Raw genomic sequence first — 26,322 nt, 5'->3', positions numbered from 1 at the left:
CCGCCCCGCCCCCGCCGATACGGATGCCCGCCCCGCCTCCCCCGCGCCCGGCCGTGCCGCCCGCGCCGTCCGCGCCGTCCGACGGCGAGCTGATCCGGCGCACCATCCGCGAGGTCGAGCCCGTCGCCGACCAGGCGGTGGGCCATCTCTACGCCGTGCTCTTCACCGAGAACCCCGGGCTGCGCTCGCTCTTCCCGGTCGCCATGGACCTGCAGCGCGACCGCCTGCTCCGCTCCCTGCTCGCCGCCTGCCGCCTCGCCGACGACCCGCCCGCGCTGGAGCGGATGCTCGCCCCCATGGGCCGCGGCCACCGCCGCTTCGGCACCCTCGACGCGCACTACCCGCTGCTGGGCCGCGCCCTCTTCGCCGCGCTCGCCCGCTACGCGGTCGGCACCTGGACGCCGCAGACCGAGGCGGCGTGGGGCCGCGCCTACGCCGCCGTCGCGGGGATCATGATCCGCGCCGCGCGGGAGTCCGAGCTGACCGGTGAACCCCCGTGGTGGCAGGCCGAGGTGATCGGCCATCGGATGTGCTCGCCCGACATCGCCGTCATCACGCTCCGCCCCGACCACCCCTACCCCTACCGCCCCGGTCAGTTCGCCACCCTGGAGACGCCCTGGTGGCCACGGGTGTGGCGGAACTACTCCATCGCCTGCGCGCCGCGCGCCGACGGCACGCTGGAGCTCCAGGTGAAGGCGGTCTCCGGGGGCTGGGTGAGCCGCGCGCTGGTGCACCGGGCCCGCCCGGGCGACGTGATAAGGCTGGGCGCCCCCGAGGGCGCGATGGTGGTCGACCCCGACTCCGAGGACAACGTGCTGTGCATGGCGGGCGGCACCGGCATCGCCCCGCTCAAGGCCATCGTCGAGGACCTGGTGAACCGTCAGCCGCGGCGGCGCGTCGAGCTGTTCTACGGCGCCCAGTACGCCGATCGGCTCTACGAGCTGGAGCCGCTCACCGAGTTGGCGTCGCGCTGCGCGTGGCTGTCGCTGCGCCCGGTGGTGGCCAACCCGCCGGCACGCGGGCTGCAGGGCCGGCTGCCGGATGTGGTGCGCCGGTACGGGCCCTTTCCGGACACCGATGTCGTGCTGAGCGGGCCCCCGGAGATGCTGCGCCGCTCCAGGGCGATGCTGCTGGGCCAGGGGGTGCCGGAGGAGCGGATCATCCACGACCCGCTGGAGGCGATGGGGGAGGCGTTCTCGGGCTGAGCGGCGGCGATGCGGGGGCGGGGCCTAGGTGGGGACGCGGCGGTGCCCGGGCGGCTCAACCGGGCCTGGAACGGCCGGAATTCGGCCTTCTTCGGTGATAGTCAGCGACATATCGTTGACGTACACCGAAGAAGGAGGCCGATTCCGGTGCCCAAGTTTCCGCACGATCCGCACGATCCGTTCGATCCCTTCGACCCCCCGGAGCCGCCCGAGCCCCCGGAGCCGCCGTTCCCCGAACCGCCGATGCCGCCCGGTCCGCACGGTCCGTTCGGCGGGCAGCGGCGCAAGGGCTTCCCCGGCATGGGCCGCGGACGCGTCCGCGCGGTGCCGGTCGGCAAGCCATGGGGTCCGCCGCCGCCGTTCGGCGGTCAGCACCACCGCGCGGGGCGGAAGCCGCGCCGCGACGAGGTGCGCGCGGCGGCGCTGCTGCTGCTGGAGGAGCGCGAGATGAGCGGCTACGAGGTGATCCAGGAGCTGCAGGCCCGGACGCACGGGCTGTGGCGGCTCAGCCCCGGGATGCTCTATCCGCTGCTGCAGCATCTGGAGGAGGAGGGGCTGGTGGAGGCGTCGCGTCGGCGGGGGGCGCGGGCGTTCCGGCTGACCGACGCGGGCGAGGAGGAGGTTGCGGCGCACCGCGAGGAGTGGGGGGAGCCGTGGGACGCGGCGGTGGAGGCCGTGGACGACGGGGTGATGCAGCTGCAGTCCGCGTTGCAGCAGGTGACGGCGGCGGCGTGGCAGGTGGCGGAGGCGGGGACGGGGCCGCAGCTGGAGCGGGCGAATGCGCTGCTGTCCAAGGTGCGGCGTGAGTTGTACCTGATGCTCGCGGAGGAGGACGCGTCCCCCGAGGACGCGGTGCCGGACGACGCGTGACGGCTTGCGCGCCGTCGTGCTCGCTGTCCGCCGCCCCTCCGCCCCGGCACCCCACCCGAGCCGCTGCGCGGCCCGGCAGGCAGGCGGGCGCAGTTGTATCCCTACACTGCCGGGGTCTCCCCCCTTTCCCCCCTGCGAGCCGCAGGTCGGTTGGGGCCGGGGTCGAGTCCTGGGTGCTGCACTGCCGGGGTCTCCCCCCTTTCCCCCCTGCGAGCCGCAGGTCGGTTGGGGCTGGGGTCGAGTCCTGGGTGCTGCACTGCCGGGGTCTCCCCCCTTTCCCCCCTGCGAGCCGCAGGTCGGTTGGGGCTGGGGTCGAGTCCTGGGTGCTGCACTGCCGGGGTCTCCCCCCTCGTGACCCCGGCAGTGGACCTCTAGATTAGTTGACTTATTGTCATTGTCCAGTCACACAAGCCATATTGGCTTACTCGTGACAGGTGGGCCAGATTCACGCCCCGAACGCATCCCCGCCGCTCGTCAGCGCGTCCAGTTCGACGATCTCCGCCGCCTCCGGCTGCCACCGCAGCGCCCGCGCGTTCGCCCGCAGCTGGTCCGGACCCGTCACGCCCGCGATCACCGAGGACACCGCCGGCTGCGCCGCGAGACCGGCGATCGCCACGTCCAGCGGCGAGAGTCCGCGCTCCTTGCCGAAGGCCTCGACGCCCTCGATGACGTCCCACGGCGCCCCGTCGAGAATCCGCCGGCGCCGCTCGTCCGCCAGCCGTGTGCCGGCCGGGGCCGCCTCGCCACGGCGGTACTTCCCCGTCAACAGCCCGTGCTCCAGCGGGAAGTAGGGCAGCAGGCCCAGCCCGAACGCCTCGCACGCCGGCACCAGCTCGTCCTCCGCCGCGCGGTCCAGCAGGCTGTACTTGTTCTGCGCGCTGACGAAGCCCGGCAGGTGACGCGTCCGCGCCGTCCAGCCCGCGTCCGCCACCTCCCACGCCGCGTAGTTGGAGCAGCCCGCATAGCGGATCTTGCCCTCCCGGACCAGCTCGCCCAGCGCGTCCAGCGTCTCCTCGATCGGCGTCGCCGGGTCCGGGCGGTGGATCTGGTAGAGGTCGATCCAGTCCGTGCCGAGCCGGCGCAGCGACGCCTCCACGGCGATCCGGATGTAGCGGCGGCCGCCCCGCGCGCCCCAGTCCGGGCCGTTGCCGCCGCGCATGTCGCTGCCGAACTTGGTGGCCAGCACCACCTGGTCGCGGCGGCCCTTCAGGGCCTGGCCCAGCGCCTCCTCCGAGGCGCCCGGCGCCGCGCCGTAGACGTCCGCCGTGTCGAAGAGCGTGACGCCCTCCTCCAGCGCCGCGTCCACGATCGACGCGCCGATGGCGGCGTCCACCTTTCCCCCGAACTGATTGCAGCCGACGCCGACGGCCGAAACCACCAGACCCGACGACCCCAACCTGCGATATTCCATCTCGGTGCCCTTCGTCTCCGTCATGCCACAGACCCTAGATCCGGAATCCCAGGGAGGACAGCGCATCCCATGGACCAACTGCTCCCCGTGCTGCAGCGGAACGCCCGCGGAATCGTGCTCGACGAGCGGGACGGCTCCCCCGTCCCCGACGTCGTCCTGATCAAGCGCACCCGTCCCGGCGGGATGCCGCCGTACTGGGTGATGCCCGGCGGCGGCGTCGAGCCGGACGACCCCACCCTCGAGGACGCGATGCGCCGCGAGGTCTCCGAGGAGCTCGGCGCCACCGTCGGCCCGGCCGTCCCGGTGCTCGTCGACACCGAGCCCACCACCGGCGCGGACGGCACCGCAGGGGTGAAGGTGCAGGTCTTCTTCGCCTGCCGGCTGCGCACCCTCGACCCGGCGCTGCGGCACGGCCCCGAGGTGGACGCCCCGGTCGGCAGCTACGAGATCGTCCGCGTCCCCTTCTCCCGCGCCGGGCTCGGCTCCGTCGACCTGGTGCCCGTCGCCGCCCGCCGCTACCTCCAGCAGAATCTGGAGGGCGTGCTGAGCCTGCTGGACGCAGTTGGTCCCGAACGTCCTTGTGGCGGACGATAATTGCCGCAAGCCCGGCGGCAATCTGCCGATACCCGCCGGGTCCCGGACCGTAACGCACCTGGAGAACCGCGCATGCCCGCCGACCGTCCGACGCTCGCCGTGTGCTTCGTCTGCTCGGGCAACATCTGCCGCTCGCCGATGGCCGAGCAGGTCCTCGCGGCCCGTGCCGAGGAGGCCGGCCTCGGCGCGCGGGTGCGCGCCGAGAGCGCGGGGCTGCACGCCTACCACGAGGGCGAACCCGCCGACCCGCGCACCGTGCGCGTCCTCGCCGCGCACGGCTACCCCGCGGCCGAGCACGCCGCCCGCCGCTTCGAGCCCCGCTGGTTCGACCGCTTCGACCACGTCGTCGCCCTGGACGGCGGCCATCTGCGGGCGCTCCGCCGGCTCGCCCGCACCCCCGGGGAGCGCGAGCGCGTCACCCTGCTCCGCGACTGGGACGCCGCCGCCCCGCCCGGCGCGGACGTCCCCGACCCCTACTACGACGGCATCGAGGACTTCGACGAGGTGCTGGCGCTCGTCGAACCCGCCGTCGACGGCCTCGTCGACCGGCTGCGCGCCGACCTCGGCGGCACCGCGAAGCCCGTGGAGCCCGACGAGCCCGACGAGGAGGTGGCCTGACGATGCCGGCGCGGCCCCCGACGCTCCGCAAGCGCCTCGACGCCCTGGTGCACAGCCCCGTGCGGCGGCTCTGCCCGCTGGGCGGCGGCTCGGTCTGCAGTGCCTACCGCGCCGACCTCGCCGACGGCGACACCCTCTTCGTCAAGACGCACCCGGACGCCCCGGAGGGCTTCTTCGCCGCCGAGGCGTTCGGGCTCGACCTGCTCGCCGACGCCCTGCCGGACGACTCCGGCATCGGGGTGCCGCGGGTGCTCTCCGTCGAGGACGACCTGCTGGTGCTGGAGTGGATCGACCCCGGCGTCGCCACCTCCCGCGGCGCCGAGCAGCTCGGCCGGGCACTCGCCGGGCTGCACGCCACCCCCGCCCAGCTCTTCGGCACCGCGAAGGCCGCGTTCATCGGCCCGCTGCCGCTGCCCGTCCCCGACCAGCCCTGCACCGAGCCCGCCGAGTGGCCCGAGTTCCACGCCCGCTACCGGCTCCAGCCGGCGCTGCGGGAGGCCTTCGACTGCGGCGGGATCTCCGCCGAGGACGCCCGGGACGTGGAGGAGGTCTGCGCCGCGATCGCCGAGCTGGCCGGGCCGCCGCAGGGCCCGGCCGTCGTCCACGGCGACCTGTGGAGCGGCAACGTCCACTGGGACAGCGGCGGACGGCCCTGGCTGATCGATCCTTCTGCGCAGGGCGGCCACCCCGAGGCCGACCTGGCGATGCTGCGCCTCTTCGGGATGCCCCAGCTGCACCGCGCGCTCGACGCGTACGACGAGGCGTCGCCCCCGGCCCCGGGGCGCGAGGGGCGGGTGCCGCTGCACCAGCTGCACCCCCTCCTGGTGCACGCGGTGCTCTTCGGCCGCGGTTACGGTGCCGAGGCGGGCCGGGCGGCCCGCCGGGCGCTCGACGCGGCGGCATGACCACCCCCCCCCGAGACCTGTGAGCCGGAGAGCGAGGACCTGATGAAGGCGTTCCGCCTGGACGAGCTGGACGCGGAGCGCGCCGCACACGAGGGCGCCTACCTGCGATTCCTGACGGAGCGGAGCATGTCCGTCGGGCTGTATGCGCTGGAGCCCGGCGAGACCGACGGCCAGCGGCCGCACCGCCAGGACGAGGTGTACGTGGTGGAGAGCGGCCGCGCGGTGCTCACCGTGGGTGACGAGAGCCGCCCCGTCTCGCGCGGCAGCGTGGTCTTCGTCCCGGCCGGGACGCCGCACCGCTTCCACCACATCAGCGAGTCGCTGCGGGTCCTGGTGGTCTTCTCTCCCCCTGAGGCCTGACGGGGGACGGTCCCCGACCGTACCCGGAGACTCCCCTGATCCTGCCCCGGGACGCCTTCCCCGCGGCCGGATCCGCCCTACCATCGAAGACAGGCGGACACCGAAAGCCGCCATCAACCCACCGACACCGAAGGAACCCCGGTGAACGAAATGAAGGAAGCGTTCAGCAAACTTCCGGCGTGGGCGATCGGGGTCATTGCCATCCTGGCCGTCGTCTTCGTCGGCTGGCTCGTCATGGCTGTCCTCGGCATCCTGTTCGGCCTCTTCTTCAAGATCCTGATCCTCGCGGTGGTCGTCGGCGCCGCCTACCTGTTCTTCAAGTTCTTCACCACGCGCCACTAGCGCGCGGCGGAAGGAAGAACGCCCGGAGGGGCGGGTCCACCCGGACCCGCCCCTCCGTCGTGCCCGCCCGCGGCCGTGTGCCGTGCCGCCGGCCGCCGCCTACTGCCGGCGCGGCAGCTTGGGGCGGCCCAGCCGCCGCATCATCCGGGACGTCCGCGACTCCAGCCGCTGCTCGTCCGCCGCCGGCCCCCGCTCCGGCGCGTCCGACGCGCTCTCGCCCTGCTCGGGGATGCCATCGGCGCGCGCCGGGCCCGTCCCCGGCCGGGCCGCGCCCAGCCGCGAGGCCCGCACCGCCGGCTCGCCGCCCAGCGACTCCGGGGCGGTGGAGAACCCCGGGCTGCTGAACCCCGGCCGGCGCCGCGCCTCGCCCGAGGAGGGCGAGTCCGGCGAGCGCCGGGCCGGCGTCACCGGACCGGGGGTGGCGCGCGGCACCCGGCCGCGCGACTCCAGCCCCTGCGCCGTCGCGATGCTGCGGTCCACGAAGGGATCGATGCCGTTGCGGGTGAGGGCCTCCCGCCAGTCGTCCCGGGCGCGCTCCATGTGCGCCCGCTGCGCCGGCGACTCGCGGCGCGCCGCCGAGGAGTGCCGCATCGCGGTGACGAGCAGCGCGGCCATCCCGGCGACGAACGCGGCGAGCGCGATCGCCGCGAAGAGCCAGCCGGCGGTGCGCAGCGACTCGGCGAGCGGCGGCTCCGGCTTGAACGCCGCCATCAGGTAGCCGACCACCAGGAAGATGACCGCCGCCGCTCCGGAGAGCACCGGGGTGAGGACGAGCATCACGGGGCCGACGCCGGACGGCTTCTTCAGCACGGCCGAGAGCGTGGAGCCCCGCTCGTCCGCGGACTGCTCCAGCAGCAGCTCGCGGGCGGCGAGGTACTCGGCGTACTCCTCCGCGGCCGCGGCGGCGATGGCCGGCGCCGCCTCCAGGGCGGCGGTGCGCAGCTGCTCCAGGTTCAGGACAGGCGTGGACTCCAGGGCCCGGCCGACGCGCTCCGAGCGCAGCGCGTCGGCCAGTACTCGTTCGAACTCCGGCCGGTCTTCCGCCCGCAGATGCGGAGCGCTGTCCATGTGTTCTCCCGATCGTCCCAGATGGCACGCGGCGAGATGCCGCACGGCGCGGTCCCCGGGGCGGCGCCCTTCCCGCCGCGGAGTTCCGTCACCACCGCGTGAAGCAGCCGCCGTACTAAGGATGGTGACGTTCTATCAGGGCGGTGCGGTTGCCGGGCGCCGATGTCGGGGACAGGGGTCCCCCACGAACCGATGGTAGAGCGGGAAGCGGACCGGAGGGCAGGGCGCGAAGGAAATGCGCCCCATCCGGGGACGGCGGGGCGCGAAGCGCTTCCTCGGGTCGAGCTGCGGCGCCTACTCCGCGGGCTCCACGGGGAGGCTGCGCACCAGCATCGGGCCGTCCATGGTGACGCCGCCGTCCATGGCGACGACCAGTCCGCCGGCGTACACATGAGGGCCCGTCACATACTCGCTGGCGTGGCCCTCCTCGGCGTCGACGGCGCCGGTGAGGTAGGGGATGGGGCTGTGGCCGTGGACGATCCGGGAGCCGCCGAAGGCGTCCAGCATCTCGTGGACGGCCTGCGGCCCCGATTCGCCGCGGAAGGCGAACCGCTTGGTGAGCCTGCGGAAGCACTCCCAGTACGCCTCGGCGTCGCCCTGGTGCAGCACCTTGCGGAGGCTGTCGTGGACCTCGTCCGCGGTGGAGCCGTACTCCAGGTAGGCCGTGGTGTCGGAGTGGACCAGCAGGTAGTCGTCCTCGACGGTGAGCGCGGGCAGGCTCATCATCCACGCCATGTGCTCGTCGGTGAGCTGCTCCAGGTCGGACTGCTGGCCGCCGTTGAGGCGCCAGGCGGCGAGGAAGGAGGCGGTGCCGGCCGAGGAGTGCACCGGGGTGTCGCCGAACCTCTTCGCGCCGAGCAGCAGCAGCTCGTGGTTGCCGAGCAGCGCGCGGGCCTGGCCGCCGACCGCGCCGGCCTGCGGGCCGAGCGAGGAGACCAGCTCGATGACGCCGATGCCGTCCGGGCCGCGGTCGGTGAAGTCGCCCAGGAACCAGACCCGGGACCGGCCGCCGGACCAGCGCTCGGCGCCGTCCGGGCCGTTCACGAGGCCCTGTTCGCGCAGCGCGGCGACGAGTTCGGCGCGGTGGCCGTGGACGTCGCCGACGACGAAGAGGCGCCCGGGCGTCTCGTCGTCCGCCTCGGCGACGGGCCGGTCGACCAGCGTCGGCGTGGGGTCCTCGGCGACCGGCTCCAACGGCACGGTGGGCGGGCCGTCGGGGCCGGAGGCGTCACCGCCGGCGGGCGCGGGGATGGCCGGCGCCGGGGTGGCGGGGGCCGGCGGCACGGGCGCGGCGGGCGCCGGTGCCGCGGGCGGGGCCGGCACGGGCGGTGCCGGGGGCGCCGGAGGAGCGTCGGGGCGCGGGGGTACGGTGGCCCGCTCGCCGATCGCCTCGGCGACGACAACAGGCATCGCCTGGAGGGCGTCCGGCCGGCCGGCGTCGAGATGCGGCGCGCCCGGACGCCACTGCGCGGGGTTGGGGTCCACCGATGTCATTGGGCCATCATAGGAATCCGGATGATGTCCCGTCCGCAGCTGGAGGGGACAGAATCGCTTCAAAATCGCCACGGGACCGTCTTGGGCCGGTTGGCACCGATTCGCTCCGGCCCCCTTCGGGCCCCGTGGCGCGGGTTCATCCCCGTCCGGGCGCGCGCGGCGGACTCACCGTGCTGCGCGCCGGTCGGCGCTGCGAGGACGCCCGCACGATCAGTTCGGTCGGGACGATCTGCTGGAGGGGCGCCCCGGTGTCCTCGCCCTCGATCGCGTCGATGAGGAGTTGGACGGCGGTGGTGCCGATCTGGCGGGGCCTCAGGGAGAGGGTGGTCACGGGCGGGTCGGTGGCGGTGTAGGCGTCCGACTCGCTGCAGCAGACCAGCAGCAGGTCGTCCGGGACGCGGAGACCGTAGCGGCGGGCGGCGGAGAGCAGGTCGGTGCCGTTGGGGTCGAAGAGGCCGTAGACCGCGTCGGGCCGGTCGGGGCGGGAGAGCAGCCGGTCGGCGGCGCCCGCGGAGGCGCAGGCGTCGTGGGCGCGGTACGTCTCGTACACCGGATCCTGGCCGACCGACTCGCACCAGGCCAGGTAGGCGTTGGTGGAGAGCCGGGTGTAGGTGTCGGTGCTCGTCCCGGTGAGGAGGCCGATGCGGCGGGCGCCGGCCTCCGTCAGATGTTCCATGATCTTCAGGACGGCGGCCTCGTGGTCGTTGTCGACCCAGGCGCGCACCGGGGTGGACCCCGGATTGCCGTCGCTGACCACCGGAACGCCCTGCCGGTGCAGCTCGGTGACCACCGGATCGTGCTCGGCGGGATCGATGACCACCGTGCCGTCCAGGGCGACGTTGGACCAGACGTCCTGGACGCAGTGCTGCGAGGAGCCGGGCAGGATCACCAGCGCATAGCCGCGGTCGAGCGCCGCGGAGGTGGCCGCGCGCACTATTTCCGCGAAGTAGGCGAACTCCGTGAAGGTGAACGGTTCGTCCCCGTAGGTGGTGACGGTGAGGCCGATCAGCCCGGACCTGCCCGTGCGCAGGGTGCGGGCGGCGGCGGAAGGGCGGTAGCCGAGGCGTTCGGCGACCTCCCTGACGTGCAGGCGGGTGGCGTCCGGCAGCCGTCCTTTGCCGTTGAGCGCATCGGAAACGGTGGTGATGGACACTCCGGCTGCGGCGGCGACGTCCCGGATACCGGCCCGTCCCAGCCGCCGGGTGAGATTATGGTTCGCAGCAGCAGTCATGGCCAGGCGATACTAGGGCGCTTTTCAGCCCGGTGGAGACCGTCCCTCGCAATTCGATGCAAATACGTTTCTCCTTGATCGAAGCAGTCAGTTTGCCTTCGGTTCATGGGATCTGACGGTGCGTAACCCTTTCGATTGCGGGTTCTGGCAACGGACGGCGGCACGTCCAGCGGGTATGCCAACCCATGACATCTCACCTTCACGGGTGACATGCGCGCCCCTCGCGCCGGGGTGGCGCGCCCTGGCGCGCCGGGGGGCGCGCCAGGCGGCCGTGGTCACGCGGCGCGGCGAATCGTAGGGTGATCGGGTCAGGGGCGCGCGATTCTGCCGAAAGGAAGCGGACGATGACGAGCGGTGCGGAGGCAGGGCAGCCGAGGCTGCGCGAGGCGCTGAAGGGCATTCCCAGCTACAAGCCGGGTCGCCCGGCCGCGGCGGGCGGGGCCGGCGGGGCGGGCGCGCCCTCGTTCAAGCTCTCCTCCAACGAGAACCCCTACCCGCCGCTGCCCGGCGTGCTGGAGCGGGCCGCCGCCACCGCCGGCGCGATGAACCGCTACCCCGACATGTCCTGCGCCGGGCTGACGGCGGCGCTCGCCGACCGGTTCGGCGTCCCGCCCGAGCACATCGCCACCGGGACGGGCTCGGTGGGCGTCGCCCAGCAGCTGCTGCAGGCGACGGCCGGGCCCGGCGACGAAGTGATGTACGCCTGGCGGTCCTTCGAGGCCTACCCGATCGTCACCCAGATCTCCGGGGCGCGCTCGGTGCAGGTGCCGCTGACCGCGGACCACGTCCACGACCTGGACGCGATGCGGGACGCGGTGACCGACCGCACCCGGCTGATCTTCGTCTGCAACCCCAACAACCCGACCGGCACGGTGGTGCGCCGCGCCGAGCTGGAGCGGTTCCTCGACGCGGTGCCGCGCGACGTGGTCGTGGTGCTGGACGAGGCCTACCGGGAGTTCATCCGCGACGCGGAGGTGCCGGACGGCGTGGAGCTGTACCGGGACCGCCCCAACGTGGTGGTGCTGCGGACGTTCTCCAAGGCATACGGCCTCGCCGGGCTGCGGGTCGGCTTCGCGGTGGCGCACACGCCGGTGGCGGAGGCGCTGCGGAAGACGGCGGTGCCGTTCGGGGTGAGCCAGATCGCGCAGGACGCGGCGGTGGAGTCGCTCGCCGCGGAGGACGCGCTGCTGGAGCGCGTGGACGCGCTGGTGGTGGAGCGGACGCGGGTGGTGGACGCGCTGCGGGCGCAGGGCTGGGGGGCGGAGCTGGCGCCGGCGACGCAGGCCAACTTCGTGTGGCTGGCGCTGGGGGAGCGGGCGGCGGAGTTCGCGGGCGCGGCGGAGGAGGCGGGCGTCGTCGTCCGCGCGTTCCAGGGCGACGGGGTGCGGGTGACGATCGCGGAGCCCGAGGCGAACGACATCTTCCTGGCGGCGGCGCAGCGCTTCCTCAAGGACCTGTAGGCCGCCCCTCCGCCCCGGCACCCCACCCGGGCCCGGTCGCGGTGCCGGTGCGGGTGCCGTGTCTGCTGCCCTGAGCCCGGCTCCCCGCCCGCACTCGCCTGTCGGCGAGGGGGCGCTGGATGGTCTGCCTGCCCCGTTGCCGTGGCCCGGCGCGGGCGCGGTGCCGGTGCGGTGCTGTGTCTGCCGCCCTGAGCCCCGGCACCCCACCCGCCCGTCGGTGAGGGGGCGGCGCCCGGTGGCCGTTCGGTGGCAGCGGACCGTGCACCCCCGGGGCGGGCGCGGTGCCGGGGCGGAGGGGCGGCAACTGCGGAGTGGGGCCGCTTACCGCAAGGGTGAACCGCGGAGGTGCGCCGTCCCCTTGGGCGGAGGCGCGTCGTTGGGCCGTGCGTCCCGCCTTCCCCCGGAGGACCACGCAAGGAGCCCGCCCCCCCATGAGCGACAGCAGTCTCATGAGCGACCACGTCGACCTGCACGCCCACATCGACGCCGACGGCCAGGTCAGCGTCGACGACCTGCCCGTGCCGGTGGACGGCGGGCTGCCCTCGTCCCCCACCGCCGCCGTCGACGCGGTCGTCGCCACCGCCGCCGAACTCGCCGCCCAGCTGGGCCACTCGGTGATCGCCGCGGTCAGCGACCTCCGCCCCGGCCACTACCCCCTCCGGCTCCGCGTCCACGCCGACGGCCGCAGCGAGCGCATCTGGCCGGGCGACCCCCGCCTCCCGATGGACACCCCGACCGCCGGCGCCGGCGCGCCCGTCCCCCCGTCGCCCCGGCACGCCGCGCCCGAGGAGGACCGCAGCCCCGGGCTCGACACCGCCCCCACCCACAGCCGCATGGAGACCCTCGACATGCCCGTCGCCCCCACCGCCTCCCCGCTGCCCAGCAGCGCCCTTGACGCTGCCGGCCTGCCCACCGTCCACGACCTGCTGGGCGGCGCCGCCGACCCGGCCGGCCGGATCCCCGCCCAGACCGGCTGGCGGCGCGGCGTCAGCAGCGCCAGCGGCGGGCTGATCGCCCTGCAGCCCGGCCGCGCCGAGCGCTCCGCCCGGGCCGCGCGCCGCACGGTGATGAAGGACTTCGACGGCCCCAAGACCGTCGTGGTGGTCAACCCCAAGGGCGGCGCCCACAAGACGACCGCCGCCCTGCTGCTCGCGGCCACCTTCGGCACCTGCCGCGGCGGCTACACCCTCGCCTGGGACAACAACGAGTCGCGCGGCACGCTGGGTTGGCGCGCCGCCCCCGCCACCCACGGCCGCACCGCCGTCGACCTGCTCGGCGAGGCCGAGCGCATCTCCGCGGCCCCGCAGGCCGGCGTCGGCGACCTGGACGCCTTCGTCCGCGGCCAGGGCTCCTCGCAGTTCGACGTCCTCGCCTCGGACGAGTCCGTCGACTCCGAGGTGCTGATGAACGGCCGCTCCTTCGACCAGCTGCACACCCTGCTGCGCCGCTTCTACCGGGTGATCGTCGTCGACACCGGCAACAACATGCGGGCCGACAACTGGCTCGCCGCGGTGGACGCCGCGGACGCGCTGGTGGTGGTCTCGACGCTGCGCGAGGACACCGCCGCCTCCGCCGCGTGGATGATCGACGCGCTGCGCGTCAACGGCCAGGGCGACAAGGTGGCGCGCGCCGTCACCGTGCTCTCCGACTCCGGCCCGCACCAGGACCGCGGCCTCATCGACCGGCTGACGGGCCACTTCCGCCGGCACACCCGCTCGGTGGTGCGGGTGCCCTACGACGACGCGCTGGTCGCCGGCGGCCGCACCGGCTACGCGGACCTCGCCCCGGAGACCCGCGAGTCGTGGATGTTCGCCGCGGCGGCGGTCGCCGACGGGCTGTAGGCACCCGCAACGGCACGTCGCGGGTGCCCCGTTCGGCCCGGCACGGCCCCGCACGGGGCACCCGTCGACCCTAGCCCTCATCCGCCCTTTGCCCGAAAGCGGGGGGCGGTGATCGTCGCTGCCGAGGCAGGCCCATAATGGAGCTTGTGAACGTGAATGCATTCACAAGCGCCGGACGGCGACGTGCAAGGGAGTCGATGACGTGCAGCTAGCAGCAGCAGCGGCCGACCACATACGGCTGGCGGCGTCGTCCGGGCAACTGGACCTCGCCCGCTGGCAGTTCGGCATCACCACCGTCTACCACTACTTCTTCGTCCCCCTGACGATCGGCCTCGCCGGCCTCGTCGCGGTCCTGCAGACCGCCTGGGTGCGGACGAACAAGCCGGTCTACCTCAAGGCGACGAAGTTCTGGGGCAAGCTCTTCCTGATCAACATCGCGATGGGCGTGGTCACCGGCATCGTGCAGGAGTTCCAGTTCGGGATGAACTGGTCCGCCTACAGCCGCTTCGTCGGCGATGTGTTCGGCGCCCCGCTGGCGATGGAGGCGCTGCTCGCCTTCTTCTTCGAGTCGACCTTCGTCGGGCTGTGGATCTTCGGCTGGGACAAGCTGCCCAAGCGCCTCCACCTCGCCTGCATCTGGCTGGTGTTCATCGGCACCATGCTCTCGGCGTACTTCATCCTCGCCGCCAACTCCTTCATGCAGCACCCGGTCGGCTACGCCATCGACCACGCCACCGGGCGGGCCCGGCTCACCTCCATCACCGAGGTGCTGTTCCAGGAGACCGCGGTGACGGTGGCCTTCCACACCCTCACCGCCTGCTTCCTCACCGGCGCCGCCTTCATGATGGGCATCTCCGCCTACCACCTGGCCCGCAAGCGCCATGTCGCGGTGATGCGCACCAGCCTGCGGCTGTCCCTGGTGGTCGCGGTGATCTTCGGCATCGGCACCGCGGTGAGCGGCGACTCGCTCGGCAAGGTGATGTTCCGCCAGCAGCCGATGAAGATGGCCTCCGCCGAGGCGCTGTGGGAGACCCAGTGCCCGGCGCCCTTCTCGGTCTTCGCCTACGGCAACGTCGCCAAGGGCCACAACAGCGTCGAGCTGTCGGTGCCCGGGGTGCTCTCCTTCCTCTCCGACAGCGACTTCAGCTCCTGCGTCCCCGGCATCAACGAGACCAACCACGCCGAGCAGCAGAAGTTCGGGCCCGGCGACTACAAGCCGAACATCCCCGTCGCCTTCTGGGGCTTCCGGCTGATGATCGGCTTCGGCATGGTCTCGCTGGCGATCGGCGCGGTCGGGCTCTGGCTCACCCGCAAGCGGTTCTGGCTCAGCGAGCGGCTGCGCGCCCAGCGGGGCGACCCGGACGCGGTGCCGCTGCTCGCGCTCACCAAGGACCGCGCCCTCGGCGAGCGGCTGAGCCCCTGGTTCTGGCGGATCTCGCTGCTGACCATGCTCCTCCCGCTCTTCGCCAACTCGTTCGGCTGGATCTTCACCGAGACGGGCCGTCAGCCCTGGGTGGTCTACGGGCTCTTCCGCACCGAGGACGCGGTCTCCCCGGGCGTCTCCTTCGGCGAGGTGCTCACCTCGCTGGTCGTCCTCACCGCCCTCTACGGGATCCTCGCGGTCATCGAGGTGCGGCTGCTGATCAAGTACGCCAAGGCCGGTCCGCCCGAGCTCAGCGAACGCGACCTGCACCCGCCGACGCGGATCGGCGGCCCGCCGTCGCTGCCCGGGCCCCGCGCGGGCGGCGGGGACGCCGACCGGGACGAGGACCGGGACGACGAGGACGCCGACCGGCCGCTGGCCATCGCCTACTGAATCGCCTACCTGAGGGGAGGAACGGACACCATGCAGCTCCACGACTGGTGGTTCGTCGTCATAGCCGTGCTGTGGACGGGCTACTTCTTCCTGGAGGGCTTCGACTTCGGCGTCGGCGTCCTCACCAAGACCCTGGCCCGCGACCGCCGCGAGCGCCGGGTCCTGATCAACACCATCGGCCCGGTCTGGGACGGCAACGAGGTGTGGCTGCTCTCCGCGGGCGGCGCCATGTTCGCCGCATTCCCCGACTGGTACGCCACCCTCTTCTCCGGGTTCTACCTGCCGCTGCTGGTCATCCTGGTCTGCCTGATCGTCCGCGGGGTCGCCTTCGAGTACCGCGGCAAGCGGGACGACGCCCGCTGGCAGACGCGCTGGGAGCACGCCGTCTTCTGGTGCTCGCTGCTGCCGGCGTTCCTGTGGGGGGTGGCCTTCGCCAACATCGTCCGCGGGGTGCCGATCGACGCCCACCGGGAGTACGCGGGCGGACTGCTCGGCCTGCTCAACCCGTACGCGCTGCTCGGCGGGGTGGTGACGCTGAGTCTGTTTGTGCTGCACGGGGCCGTGTTCGTGGGCCTGAAGACGGTCGGCGAGGTGCGGCTGCGGGCCCGGCGGGCGGCGTACGCCGCGGGCGTGGTGGCGGTGCCGGCGGCGCTGGGGTTCCTGGGTTGGACGCAGGCGCAGCGCGGGGACGCCGGGACGCTGATCACGGCGGCGGTGGCGGCGGTCGCGCTGGTCGCCGCGCTGGGCTGCGTGCGGGCGGGGCGCGAGGGGTGGGCGTTCGTCTTCTCGGGCGTGGTGATCGTGGCGTCGGTGGCGACGCTGTTCCTGGCCCTCTTCCCGGACGTGATGCCGTCGACGCTGAACGCGTCGTGGAGCCTGACGGTGGGGAACGCGGCGTCGAGCGCGTACACGCTGAAGGTGATGACGTGGGTGGGGGTGGTGATGGTGCCGCTCGTCGTGGCCTATCAGGGGTGGACGTACTGGGTGTTCCGGCGCCGGATCGGTGTCAGGCACATCCCGGCTTAGCGGTGTTGCCGCCGCCCCGCGGCCCCGGCACCCCGCCCCGCCGCCCCGGCACCCCGCGCGGACCGCGCGAGGGCCGGGGCGTCGGCGTGTCGGTGTCGGGGATGGGCGTTTCCTTGTGGTCGTCTGGTGACGAATAGTCACCTAATCACCCATAAGGGGGCGAAGTGACCCAGCTGGCGCTGAACAACCTGGACCTGGCCCGGTGGCAGTTCGGCATCACGACCGTCTACCACTTCCTCTTCGTCCCCCTGACGATCGGCCTCTCCGGACTGGTGGCCGGCCTGCAGACGGCGTGGGTCCGCACCAAGGACGTCACCTATCTCCGGGCCACCAAGTTCTGGGGCAAGCTCTTCCTGATCAACCTCGCGATGGGTGTCGTCACCGGCATCGTGCAGGAGTTCCAGTTCGGGATGAACTGGTCCGCCTACAGCCGCTTCGTCGGCGACGTGTTCGGCGCCCCGCTGGCCATGGAGGCGCTGCTCGCCTTCTTCTTCGAGTCGACGTTCATCGGGCTGTGGATCTTCGGCTGGGACCGGCTGCCCCCGAAGCTCCACCTCGCCTGCATCTGGATCGTCGCCGTCGGCACCATGCTGTCGGCGTACTTCATCCTCGCCGCCAACTCCTTCATGCAGCACCCCGTCGGCTACCGGATCAACCGCACCGCCGGCCGCGCCGAGCTCACCGACTACCCCCGGGTGCTCTTCCAGGACACCACCCTCACCGTCGTCTTCCACACCCTCACCGCGGCCTACCTCACCGGCGCCGCGTTCATGATGGGCATCTCGGCCTACCAGCTGGCCCGCGGACGGGCGGTCCGGGTGGCCCGGAAGTGCCTGCGCCTCAGCGCGGTGGTCGGGATCTGCGCCGGGCTGCTCACCGCGGTCAGCGGCGACTTCCTCGGCAAGGTGATGTTCGAGCAGCAGCCGATGAAGATGGCGGCCGCCGAGGCGCTCTGGGACACCCAGTGCCCGGCACCCTTCTCGATCTTCGCCTACGGCAATGTCGCCGAGGGGCGGAACACCGTCGAGCTGCAGATCCCCGCGCTGCTGTCGTTCCTGGCCAAGAGCGACTTCAGCTCCTGCGTCCCCGGCATCAACCAGACGAACCACGCCGAGCAGCAGCGCTACGGGCCCGGCGACTACCGCCCCAACATCCCCGTCGCCTACTGGGGCTTCCGCTGGATGATCGGTTTCGGGATGGCCGCCCTGCTGGTCGGCGTCGTCGGGCTCTGGCTCACCCGCAACCGGTTCTGGCTGAGCGAGCGGCTGCGCGCCCAGCGCGGCGATCCGGACAGCGTCCCGCGCCTTGCCGTCACCCGCGGCCGTGCGCTGGGCGCCGGGCTCACCCACTGGTTCTGGCTGATCGCGATGATCGTCATGGTCTTCCCGCTGATCGCCAACTCCTGGGGCTGGATCTTCACCGAGATGGGCCGTCAGCCCTGGGTGGTCTACGGGCTGATGCGCACCTCCGCGGCCGTCTCCCCCACCGTCTCGGGCGGCGAGGTGCTCACCTCCATGACGGTCTTCACCGTGCTCTACGCCGTGCTGGCGGTGGTCGAGGTCGGGCTGCTGATCAAGTACGTCAAGGCCGGGCCGCCCGAGCCGACGGACGAGGACCTCAACCCGCCCACCAAGGTCGGCGGCGACCCCGACGACGCCGACAAGCCGCTCGCCACCGCGTACTGAGAGGGACGTCAACGGCCATGCACCTGTACGACTGGTGGTTCGTCATCATCGCCGTCCTGTGGGTCGGCTACTTCTTCCTGGAGGGCTTCGACTTCGGGATCGGCATCCTCACCAAGCTGCTGGCCCGCGACCGCGCCGAGAAGCGGGTGCTGATCAACACGATCGGCCCGGTCTGGGACGGCAACGAGGTGTGGCTGCTCACCGCCGGCGGCGCGACGTTCGCGGCCTTCCCGGAGTGGTACGCCACGCTCTTCTCCGGCTTCTACCTGCCGCTGCTGATCATCCTGGTGTGCCTGATCATCCGCGGCGTCGCCTTCGAGTACCGGGCGAAGCGGTCCGGCGAGTCCTGGCAGCGCGGCTGGGAGGAGGCCATCTTCTGGTGCTCGCTGCTGCCCGCCGTGCTGTGGGGAGTGGCGTTCGGCAACATCGTCCGCGGGGTGAAGCTCGACCGGCAGCACGAGTACGTCGGCAACTTCCTCGACCTGCTGAACATCTACTCGATCCTCGGCGGGGTGGTGACGCTGCTGCTCTTCACGATGCACGGCGCGGTCTTCGCCGGGCTGAAGACGGACGGCGCGATCCGGGTGCGCTCCCGCAGGGTGAGCCTGATCTCCGGCTCGCTGGGCGCGATGGCCGCGCTGGCGTTCCTGATCTGGACGCAGTTCGACCACGGGACGGCGGCCGGCTTCGCGCTGCTGATCGTCGCCGCGCTGGCGCTGATCGCGGCGCTCGGCTGCGTCCACGCCGGACGCGAGGGCTGGGCGTTCACGCTCTCCGGGACGGCCATCGCGGCGGCGGTGGCGATGCTCTTCGTCTCGCTGCACCCGGACGTCATGCCGTCCACGCTCAATCCGGCGTGGAGCCTGACCGTCTCGAACGCCTCGTCGACGCACTACACGTTGGTGATCATGACGTGGGCGGCCTGCGTGATGGTGCCGATCGTCCTCGCCTACCAGGCCTGGTCGTACTGGGTCTTCCGGCGCCGCATCAGCACCCGGGACATCCCGGCGTCCGCCTGAGGGCGCCCGCCCGCCCCGGCCCGGCCGTCAAAGGCGGGCAAAGCGGCAGGGGCGGTGCACGGTGAGCAGCACATAAAGGGGACAATGAGGGATCGTGAAGCCCGTAGACCCCCGACTGCTCCGCCACGCCAGCGCGGCCCGCGGCTTCCTCGCCGCGTCCGTGCTGCTCGGCCTCTGCGGGGCGGGCCTGGTCATCGCCCAGGCCGTGCTCATCGCCGACATCGTGGTGGGCGCCTTCGAGCAGGGCCGCTCCCCGGCCTCCCTCGGCACCGAGCTGGGTCTGCTCGCCGCGGTGGCCGTGGGGCGCGCCGCCGCCTCCTGGCTCACCGAGGTGCTCGCCCACCGCACCTCGGCGGCGGTCAAGTCCGATCTGCGGCGCAAGCTGCTGGCGCACGCCACCGCCCTCGGCCCGTCCTGGCTCAACGGCAGGCGGAGCGGCGAGCTGACCACGCTCGCCACCCGGGGCGTCGACGCGCTGGACGACTACTTCTCCCGCTATCTGCCGCAGCTCGGGCTCGCCGTGGTGGTGCCGGTGGCGGTGCTGGCGCGGATCGTCGTCTCCGACTGGGTCTCCGCGGTCATCATCGTCTGCACCATCCCGCTGATCCCGATCTTCATGATCCTCATCGGGCTCGCCACCCAGAAGCGGATGGACCGCCAGTGGCGCACCCTGGCGCGGCTGTCGGGGCACTTCCTGGACGTCGTCGCGGGGCTGCCGACGCTCAAGGTCTTCGGCCGGGCCAAGGCGCAGACCGAGTCGATCAAGAAGATCACCGGGGACTACCGCCGCGCCACCATGAAGACGCTGCGGGTGGCGTTCCTCTCCTCGTTCGCGCTGGAGCTGCTCGCCACGCTCTCGGTGGCGCTGGTCGCCGTCACCATCGGCCTGCGCCTGGTGCACGGCGGGCTCTCGCTGCACACCGGGCTGCTGGTGCTGGTCCTGGCGCCGGAGGCGTATCTGCCGCTGCGGCTGGTCGGCGAGCGGTTCCACGCCAGCGCGGAGGGCGTCTCGGCGGCCGCCGAGGTCTTCGCGGTGCTGGAGACGGAGGCGCCGGCGCGCGGGCGGCGCCCGGTGCCGGACCTGCGGACGGCGGAGATCCGGGTGGAGGGCGTCACCGTCCGCCGCGCCGGGCGCGCCGAGCCGGCGCTGGACGGGGCGGAGCTGACGCTCCGTCCGGGCGAGCGGGTGGCCGTGGTCGGGCCGAGCGGGGCGGGCAAGACGACGCTGCTCAACGCGCTGCTGGGGTTCGTCCGCCCGGACGAGGGACGGATCACGGTCGGCGGGGTGCCGCTGGAGGAGCTGGACCCGGCGCAGTGGCACGCCCGGATCGCCTGGGTGCCGCAGCGGGCCCGGCTCTTCGCGGGGACGGTGTCGGAGAACGTCCGCCTGGCGCGGCCGGAGGCGACGGACGCGGAGGTGGCCGCCGCGCTGGCGGACGCGGAGGCGTCCGGGTTCGCGGACGCGCTGCTCGGCGAGGGCGGCGCCGGGCTCTCCGCGGGGCAGCGGCAGCGGGTCGCGCTGGCGCGGGCGTTCCTGGCGGACCGTCCGCTGGTGCTCCTGGACGAGCCGACCGCGGGGTTGGACGCGGAGAGCGAGGCGGCGGTCGTCGCGGCGGTGGGGCGGTTGTCGGCGGGGCGGACGGTTCTCTTTGTCGTGCACAGGTCCGCGATGCTGGCGGTGGCCGACCGGGTGCTGCGGCTCACGGCCGGCGCGGTGCCCCCCCTCCCGATTGCCCCAGGCGCTCCGCGCGGGGCAATCCCCCAGGGCGCCGGCGCCCCGGCCGGGGCGGGCCCGGTGCCTGTGCAGTCGGCAGCCGCCGGCTCCGGAGCGCAGACGGCTGCCGACGGCGCTCGCCCCGCGACCGCCCCGGGCGGGGTGCCGGGGCTTGGGCCGGCAGACGGTGAGCACGACGGCGCGCTACTGAAGAACGCTGCGCGACCCGTACGGGGACGTTTGAGCCTCGCCGCCGTGCTCGGCGCGCTCACCGCGATCTGCTCCATCGGCCTGCTGGCGACCAGCGGATGGCTCATCAGCCGCGCCAGCCAGCATCCCCCCGTGCTCTACCTGATGGTCGCCGTCACCGCCGTCCGCGCCTTCGGCCTCGGCCGCGGCTGCTTCCGCTACGCGGAACGCCTCGCCTCCCACGACGCCGTCTTCCGCATCCTCGCCGACCTCCGCGTCTCGGTGTACCGCAGGCTGGAGCGCCTCGCCCCGGCCGGCCTCCCCGCGTTCCGCCGCGGCGACCTGCTCTCCCGCCTCGTCGCCGACGTCGACGCCCTCCAGGACCACTTCCTGCGCTGGCTGCTGCCGGCCGCCGTCGCCGCCGTGGTGGCCGTCGCCACCGCCGCCGCCGTCGGCGTGATGCTGCCCGCCGCCGGCGTCGTCCTGCTCCTCGGCCTCGCCCTCGCCGGCGTCGCCGTCCCCGCGCTCGCCGCCCGCGCCGCGGGCCGTGCCGAGCGCGGCGTCGCCCCGGCCAAGGGGCGGCTCTCCACCGAGGTCGTCGACGTGCTCTCGGCCGTCGACGAACTGACCGTCAGCGGCGCCCTGCCGCGCCGCCTGGCCCGCGCCGACGAGGCCGACGCCGAGCTGACCCGGCTCGCCGCCGCCTCCTCGTCCACGGCCGGCCTCGGCTCCGGGCTGATCACCCTGCTGACGGTGCTCACCTGCGCCGCCACCGGTGCGCTCGGCGTCGCCGCGGTGCACTCCGGCGCGATGGGCGGCCTGCTGCTCGCCGTCGTCATGCTCACCCCGCTCGCCGCCTTCGAGGTGGTCTCCGGGCTGCCGCTGGCCGCCCAGCACCGGCAGCGCAGCCGCCGCGCCGCGCAGCGCGTCGAGGAGCTCTCCACGGACGGCGCCGGCGCCGCGGACGTCCCCGCCGAGCCGGCCGCCGACGCGGCGCGGCCCGCGCCCGCCTCGCCGTTCCCGCTGCGCGCCGAGGGCCTGACGGTGCGTTACGCCTCGGCCGCCGCGGGCGCCACCGCCCTGCGCGGCCTCGACCTGGAGCTGACGCCCGGCCGGCGGATCGCCGTGGTGGGCCCGTCCGGCTCCGGCAAGACCACCCTCGCCCACGCCCTGCTGCGGTTCGTCGCCCCCGCGGAGGGGCGGATCACCCTGGCCGGCGTCGACGCCGCCGCCGTCCCGTCCGACGAGGTGCGCCGCCTGGTCGGGCTCTGCGCCCAGGACGCCCACCTGTTCGCCAGCTCCATCCGCGAGAACCTGCGGCTCGCCCGCCCCGGCTGCGGCGACGACGAGCTGCGCGCGGCGCTCGCGAAGGCCCGGCTGCTGGAGTGGGTCGACGGCCTCCCGGACGGCCTGGACACCCTGGTCGGCGAGCACGGCGCGCTGGTCTCGGGCGGCCAGCGGCAGCGCATCGCGCTGGCCCGGGCGCTGCTCGCGGACTTCCCGGTGCTGCTGCTGGACGAGCCCGCCGAGCACCTCGACCTGGCCACCGCCGACGCGGTGATGCGCGACCTGCTCGCCGCGACCGGCGGCGCGGGCCGCGCCACCGTGGTGATCACCCATCGGCTCGCGGCGCTCGCCGACGCGGACGTCGACGAGGTGCTGGTGCTGGACCGCGGCGCGGTCGTGCAGCGCGGCCCCTGGTCGGAGCTGATCGCGGCGGAGGGCCCGCTGCGCTCTCTGTGGGAGCGCGAGACCGACGCGGACCGCCTGGCAGGCGCGGCGCTGCTGGCGGACTCCCCGTAATCTGCCTGTATGGCACCGAACCGGGCGAAAGCCACCCGAATTCCTACGCTCTCCACGTTCGGGCTGGACGACCTCGTCAGCGAGGTCAACGAGCGCCTCTCGCTCGCCGCGGCCACCGCCGACCGGATGCGGGAGCTGCTGGAGGCGATCGTCGCGGTCGGCTCGGGCCTGGACCAGCACGCCACCCTGCTGCGCATCGTGCGGACCGCCATCGACCTGGTCGGCGCCCGCTACGGCGCGCTCGGCGTGCTCGGCCCGGACAAGACCGTCAGCGACTTCATCACCGTCGGCATCGACGACGGCACCCGCGCCGAGATCGGCGACCCGCCGGTCGGCCGCGGCATCCTCGGCGCCCTCATCGACGATCCGCGCCCGCTGATCCTCGACGACCTCTCCACCGACCCCCGCTCGGTCGGCTTCCCGGCCAACCACCCCCCGATGCACAGCTTCATCGGGCTGCCCATCCGGGTCCGCGACACCGTCTTCGGCAACCTCTATCTGACGGAGAAGCTGGACGGCGGCCACTTCACCGCCGAGGACCTGCAGCTCCTCCAGGCCCTCGCCGCGGCCGCCGGGGTGGCCATCGACAACGCCCGCCTCTACGAGGCCAGCCGGCAGCGCGAGCGCTGGATCGCCGGCGCCGCCGCCGTCACCACCGCCCTGCTCTCCGGCGAGGCCGACCCGGAGGCCGTCGGCGAGGACCCGCTCAACGTCGTCGCCGAGCAGGCCCGCCGGCTCGCCGACTCCGACGACGCGTTCGTGCTGCTGCCGCTGGAGGGCGGCGGCATGGGGGTGGAGGCCGGCGCCGGACGCGAGGCCCGCGACCTGCTCGGCCTCGAACTGCCCGCGGACGGGACCGTGGTGCGGCGCCTCGCCCAGGGTGACAGCGTCCTCATCGACGACCTGATGACGGCGGCCGACGTCTCGGTTCCCGAGGCGCGCGCCTTCGGCCCGCTGCTGGCGCTGCCGCTGAGCGCGGAGGACCGCGTCCTGGGGATGCTGACCATGGTGCGGCTGCCCGGCCGGCCGGTCTTCACCGACGCCGAGCGCGATCTCGCGGAGAGCTTCGCCTCGCAGGCGGCGCTGGCGCTGGTGTTCGCCGAGGCGCAGAACACCCGGCGCCGGCTGGATGTGCTGATGGACCGCGACCGGATCGCCCGCGATCTGCACGACCTGGTCATCCAGCGGCTCTTCGCCACCGGGATGATGCTGCAGACCGCGGAGAGGTCGGTGCAGGTGCCCGTCGTCCGGGAGAAGATCGACCAGGCGGTGGACGAGCTGGACGCCACCATCCAGGAGGTGCGCACCACGATCTTCGCGCTCCAGCAGGGGCCGGAGAACGCGCCGGCGGGGCTGCGGGCTCGGGTGCTGCGCGAGGTGGCGGTGATCGCGCAGGGGCTGGGGTTCCAGCCGTCGGTGTCCTTCGTCGGACCGGTGGACGCGCGGATCGCCGACCCGGTGGCGCGCAATCTGCTGGCGGCGCTGCGGGAGATGCTCTCCAACGCGTCGCGGCACGCGGCGGCGTCGAGGGTGGAGGTGCGGGTGGCCGTCGAGGACGGCCGCCCCGCGCAGGCGGTGCTCTCGGTGGCGGACGACGGCGTCGGCATGGCGGCGGCGACGCGCCGCAGCGGGCTGGAGAACCTCCGCAGGCGCGCCGGGTCGCTGGGCGGCGGCGCGGAGTGGGGCGTCGGCCTCGACGGTCGCGGCACCCGCGTGACCTGGCGGGCGCCGCTGAGGGACTGACGGCGCATCGCCCCGTCAGGGGCGCGGGGAACCGCGCGGGTGGGTCGAGCGGACCGGGCAGCCGAAACCCGGCCCTACGCCCCGCGGCGCTCGCGTCCCTGCGAGGCGAGCAGCTCCTCGACGACCTGCGCCACGCCGTCCTCGGTGTTCGGCGGGCACCGGCGCGTCGTCGCCGCCAGCACCGCGGGATGCGCGTTGCCCATCGCGTACGACCGCCCCGCCCAGGCCAGCATCTCCAGGTCGTTCGGCATGTCGCCGAAGGCGGCGACCTCCTCCGGCGCTATCCCCGCCTCGGCCGCGTACCCGGCCAGCGTCGCGGCCTTGCTGACACCGACCGCGGAGATCTCCAGCAGCGGGCTGGACCGCGTGACGTCCGCCCAGTCGCCGATCACCTCGCGGCCCAGCCGCAGGAACGCGTCGGGCTCCATCGGCTCGCGGCCGCTGCCGTCGTCCATTGGCCGCTGCTGGGCGACGATCTTCACGATCCGGCCCGGCGACGTCTCCCGGACCAGCTCCTCCGCCGGGCCCGCGCCCAGCACGCCCGGGACCGTGCCGTTGTCCTCGGCCCACAGGTCGTACTCCGGGTCGTGCAGGAAGCCGTGGGTGAACTCGATGCCGAAGCGCACCCCGGGGACCGCCGTGCGCAGCGCCTTGACCACCTCGGACGCGGCCTCCTGCTCCAGCGGCGTGGCGCTCAGCACCCTGCCGTCCGCCAGGTCGAAGACGAGCGCGCCGTTGGAGCAGATCGCCACTGTGTGGGTGCCCAGGCAGCCCCCGACCACCTCCATGAACCGCGGCGGCCGACCCGTGACGAAGACCACCCGCAGCCCGGCCCGCTCGGCGGCGGCCAGCGCGGCCCGGGACCGGGGGGAGACGGTCCGCTGCGCGTTCAGCAGGGTTCCGTCGAGGTCGGTGGCGATCAGCCGTACGGGGGGCAGCGGTGGCGTAGTCACCGCTCCATGGTCGCCCATACTGCGGAAACACCCGAACCGCGCCCCCTGGGCCCGGCCCGTAGCCTGGTCGCCATGGACCTGAGCACCGTGATCCTCCCCATCTACCGCTGGCGCACCGAGGGGCGCGCGGTGTGGCAGCGCGCCGAGGCGCTCGGGCTGCACGCCGGCTACACCTACGACCACCTCTCGTGGCGCGGGGAGTTCCGGGAGGGCCCGTGGTTCGGGGCGGTGCCGACGCTGGCGGCCGCCGCCGAGGCGACCGGCCGGCTGCGGCTGGGCACCATGGTCACCTCGCCCAACTTCCGCCACCCGGTGACGCTCGCCAAGGAGCTGATGTCGCTGGACGACGTCTCCGGGGGCCGCGTCACCATCGGCATCGGCGCGGGCACCGCGGACGGGGCGGACGCCACCGCGCTGGGGCAGCAGCCCTGGTCGCCGCGCGAACGCGCGGACCGCTTCGCGGAGTTCACCGCCCTGCTGGACGAGCTGCTGACGCACCCCGCCACCACCCACGGGGGCGCCCACTACTCGGCGCACGAGGCCCGCATGATCCCCGGCTGCGTGCAGCGGCCGCGGCTGCCGCTGACGGTGGCCGGCAACGGCCCGCGCGGCATGCGGGTGGCGGCCCGGCTCGGGCAGGGCTGGGTGACCACCGGCGGCGATCCGCGCACCGGCGAGCGCGGTCCGAAGGCGGTGGCCGGGCAGCTGGAGCGGCTCGCCGAGGCGTGCGGCAAGGAGGGGCGCGACCCCGCGACGCTGCGCACGGTGCTGCTCGCCGGCTTCACCGACGACCCGTTCCTGGCGTCGCCGGCCGCCTTCGCCGAGCATGCCGCCGCCTACCGGGAGATCGGCATCGACGAGCTGGTGCTGCACTGGCCGGTGCCCGGCACCCGCTTCGACGGCGACCAGGGGGTCTTCGAGCGGGCCGTCACGGAGTGGACGTCGGGGCGGCAGGCCTGACGGCCCGCAGCCGCG

The 26,322-nt window shown here is 73.9% G+C and carries 21 protein-coding genes; 16 read left to right on the top strand and 5 right to left on the bottom strand.

The genetic code is table 11. From position 1 onward, the window contains the following. Together BIV57_RS05830 and BIV57_RS05825 are read left to right on the top strand one after the other, a co-directional pair. Positions 1-1,205 (top strand): globin domain-containing protein (locus BIV57_RS05830; protein ID WP_217651696.1); only part of this gene is annotated, 1,205 nt, incomplete at its 5' end. A gap of 147 nt (positions 1,206-1,352) precedes the next feature. Continuing rightward, positions 1,353-2,075 (top strand): PadR family transcriptional regulator, encoded by a 723-nt coding sequence (locus tag BIV57_RS05825; protein WP_079170045.1) that lies wholly within the window; start codon positions 1,353-1,355, stop codon positions 2,073-2,075. Between the two features lie 445 nt (positions 2,076-2,520). Here the strand turns inward: BIV57_RS05825 and BIV57_RS05820 are convergent, their stop codons facing one another. Then, the gene (locus BIV57_RS05820; protein WP_245797444.1) at positions 2,521-3,510 is read right to left on the bottom strand and encodes an aldo/keto reductase; all 990 of its coding nucleotides are present in this window, start codon (positions 3,508-3,510) and stop codon (positions 2,521-2,523) included. Between the two features lie 45 nt (positions 3,511-3,555). Here BIV57_RS05820 and BIV57_RS05815 point away from each other — a divergent pair, with 45 nt between their 5' ends. The 5 genes from BIV57_RS05815 (at position 3,556) to BIV57_RS05795 (ending at position 6,305) form a co-directional block, all read left to right on the top strand. Further along, on the top strand, positions 3,556-4,080 hold the full coding sequence (locus BIV57_RS05815) for an NUDIX domain-containing protein (protein ID WP_071655569.1): 525 nt from the start codon (positions 3,556-3,558) through the stop codon (positions 4,078-4,080). A 72-nt stretch (positions 4,081-4,152) separates the two neighbouring features. Continuing rightward, the gene (locus BIV57_RS05810; RefSeq protein WP_071655568.1) at positions 4,153-4,698 is read left to right on the top strand and encodes a low molecular weight protein-tyrosine-phosphatase; all 546 of its coding nucleotides are present in this window, start codon (positions 4,153-4,155) and stop codon (positions 4,696-4,698) included. A 2-nt stretch (positions 4,699-4,700) separates the two neighbouring features. Then, positions 4,701-5,603 (top strand): fructosamine kinase family protein, encoded by a 903-nt coding sequence (locus tag BIV57_RS05805; RefSeq protein ID WP_071655567.1) that lies wholly within the window; start codon positions 4,701-4,703, stop codon positions 5,601-5,603. A gap of 42 nt (positions 5,604-5,645) precedes the next feature. Next, the gene (locus BIV57_RS05800; protein ID WP_071655566.1) at positions 5,646-5,963 is read left to right on the top strand and encodes a cupin domain-containing protein; all 318 of its coding nucleotides are present in this window, start codon (positions 5,646-5,648) and stop codon (positions 5,961-5,963) included. 141 nt (positions 5,964-6,104) lie between these two features. After that, positions 6,105-6,305: a DUF5326 family protein gene (locus BIV57_RS05795; protein ID WP_139275475.1), complete on the top strand. Its 201-nt coding sequence runs from the start codon at positions 6,105-6,107 to the stop codon at positions 6,303-6,305. Between the two features lie 99 nt (positions 6,306-6,404). Here the strand turns inward: BIV57_RS05795 and BIV57_RS05790 are convergent, their stop codons facing one another. The 3 genes from BIV57_RS05790 to BIV57_RS05780 form a co-directional block, all read right to left on the bottom strand. Continuing rightward, positions 6,405-7,373, bottom strand: a complete 969-nt coding sequence (locus BIV57_RS05790) for a hypothetical protein (protein WP_071655564.1) — start codon at positions 7,371-7,373, stop codon at positions 6,405-6,407. Between the two features lie 294 nt (positions 7,374-7,667). After that, complete coding sequence (locus BIV57_RS05785; RefSeq protein ID WP_079170044.1) at positions 7,668-8,867, bottom strand: metallophosphoesterase; 1,200 nt, start codon at positions 8,865-8,867, stop codon at positions 7,668-7,670. Positions 8,868-9,003: 136 nt separating this feature from the next. Further along, the gene (locus tag BIV57_RS05780) at positions 9,004-10,098 is read right to left on the bottom strand and encodes a LacI family DNA-binding transcriptional regulator (protein WP_071655563.1); all 1,095 of its coding nucleotides are present in this window, start codon (positions 10,096-10,098) and stop codon (positions 9,004-9,006) included. A gap of 344 nt (positions 10,099-10,442) precedes the next feature. Here BIV57_RS05780 and hisC point away from each other — a divergent pair, with 344 nt between their 5' ends. The 8 genes from hisC to BIV57_RS05740 all read left to right on the top strand — a co-directional run bounded on the left by hisC (position 10,443) and on the right by BIV57_RS05740 (position 24,394). Beyond that, positions 10,443-11,558 (top strand): histidinol-phosphate transaminase, encoded by a 1,116-nt coding sequence (gene hisC, locus BIV57_RS05775; protein ID WP_071655562.1) that lies wholly within the window; start codon positions 10,443-10,445, stop codon positions 11,556-11,558. Between the two features lie 431 nt (positions 11,559-11,989). Then, positions 11,990-13,399 (top strand): MinD/ParA family ATP-binding protein, encoded by a 1,410-nt coding sequence (locus BIV57_RS05770; RefSeq protein ID WP_071655561.1) that lies wholly within the window; start codon positions 11,990-11,992, stop codon positions 13,397-13,399. 238 nt (positions 13,400-13,637) lie between these two features. Continuing rightward, complete coding sequence (locus tag BIV57_RS05765; RefSeq protein ID WP_071655575.1) at positions 13,638-15,215, top strand: cytochrome ubiquinol oxidase subunit I; 1,578 nt, start codon at positions 13,638-13,640, stop codon at positions 15,213-15,215. A 30-nt stretch (positions 15,216-15,245) separates the two neighbouring features. Beyond that, entirely contained in the window at positions 15,246-16,241 is a 996-nt protein-coding gene (gene cydB, locus BIV57_RS05760) for a cytochrome d ubiquinol oxidase subunit II (protein ID WP_071655560.1), read from the top strand. A gap of 164 nt (positions 16,242-16,405) precedes the next feature. Continuing rightward, positions 16,406-17,926: a cytochrome ubiquinol oxidase subunit I gene (locus tag BIV57_RS05755; RefSeq protein ID WP_071655559.1), complete on the top strand. Its 1,521-nt coding sequence runs from the start codon at positions 16,406-16,408 to the stop codon at positions 17,924-17,926. Positions 17,927-17,943: 17 nt separating this feature from the next. Next, positions 17,944-18,945, top strand: a complete 1,002-nt coding sequence (gene cydB, locus BIV57_RS05750) for a cytochrome d ubiquinol oxidase subunit II (RefSeq protein WP_071655558.1) — start codon at positions 17,944-17,946, stop codon at positions 18,943-18,945. A 94-nt stretch (positions 18,946-19,039) separates the two neighbouring features. Continuing rightward, positions 19,040-22,651 carry a thiol reductant ABC exporter subunit CydD gene (cydD, locus tag BIV57_RS05745; RefSeq protein ID WP_071655557.1) on the top strand — a complete coding sequence of 1,204 codons (3,612 nt, stop codon included), beginning with the start codon at positions 19,040-19,042 and terminating at the stop codon, positions 22,649-22,651. A gap of 9 nt (positions 22,652-22,660) precedes the next feature. Beyond that, on the top strand, positions 22,661-24,394 hold the full coding sequence (locus BIV57_RS05740) for a sensor histidine kinase (protein ID WP_071655556.1): 1,734 nt from the start codon (positions 22,661-22,663) through the stop codon (positions 24,392-24,394). Positions 24,395-24,468: 74 nt separating this feature from the next. On the opposite strand, the gene BIV57_RS05735 is transcribed toward BIV57_RS05740, so the two are convergent. Further along, on the bottom strand, positions 24,469-25,365 hold the full coding sequence (locus tag BIV57_RS05735; RefSeq protein ID WP_071655555.1) for an HAD-IIB family hydrolase: 897 nt from the start codon (positions 25,363-25,365) through the stop codon (positions 24,469-24,471). 54 nt (positions 25,366-25,419) lie between these two features. Between BIV57_RS05735 and BIV57_RS05730 the strand changes: the two genes are divergently transcribed. Continuing rightward, positions 25,420-26,307, top strand: coding sequence for an LLM class flavin-dependent oxidoreductase (locus BIV57_RS05730; protein WP_071655554.1), 888 nt, complete (start codon positions 25,420-25,422; stop codon positions 26,305-26,307). Positions 26,308-26,322 lie beyond the last annotated feature (15 nt).

The sequence above is a fragment of the Mangrovactinospora gilvigrisea genome, from assembly GCF_001879105.1.
Taxonomy (GTDB): domain Bacteria; phylum Actinomycetota; class Actinomycetes; order Streptomycetales; family Streptomycetaceae; genus Mangrovactinospora; species Mangrovactinospora gilvigrisea.
This window is presented reverse-complemented; position numbering and strand designations above follow the sequence as displayed.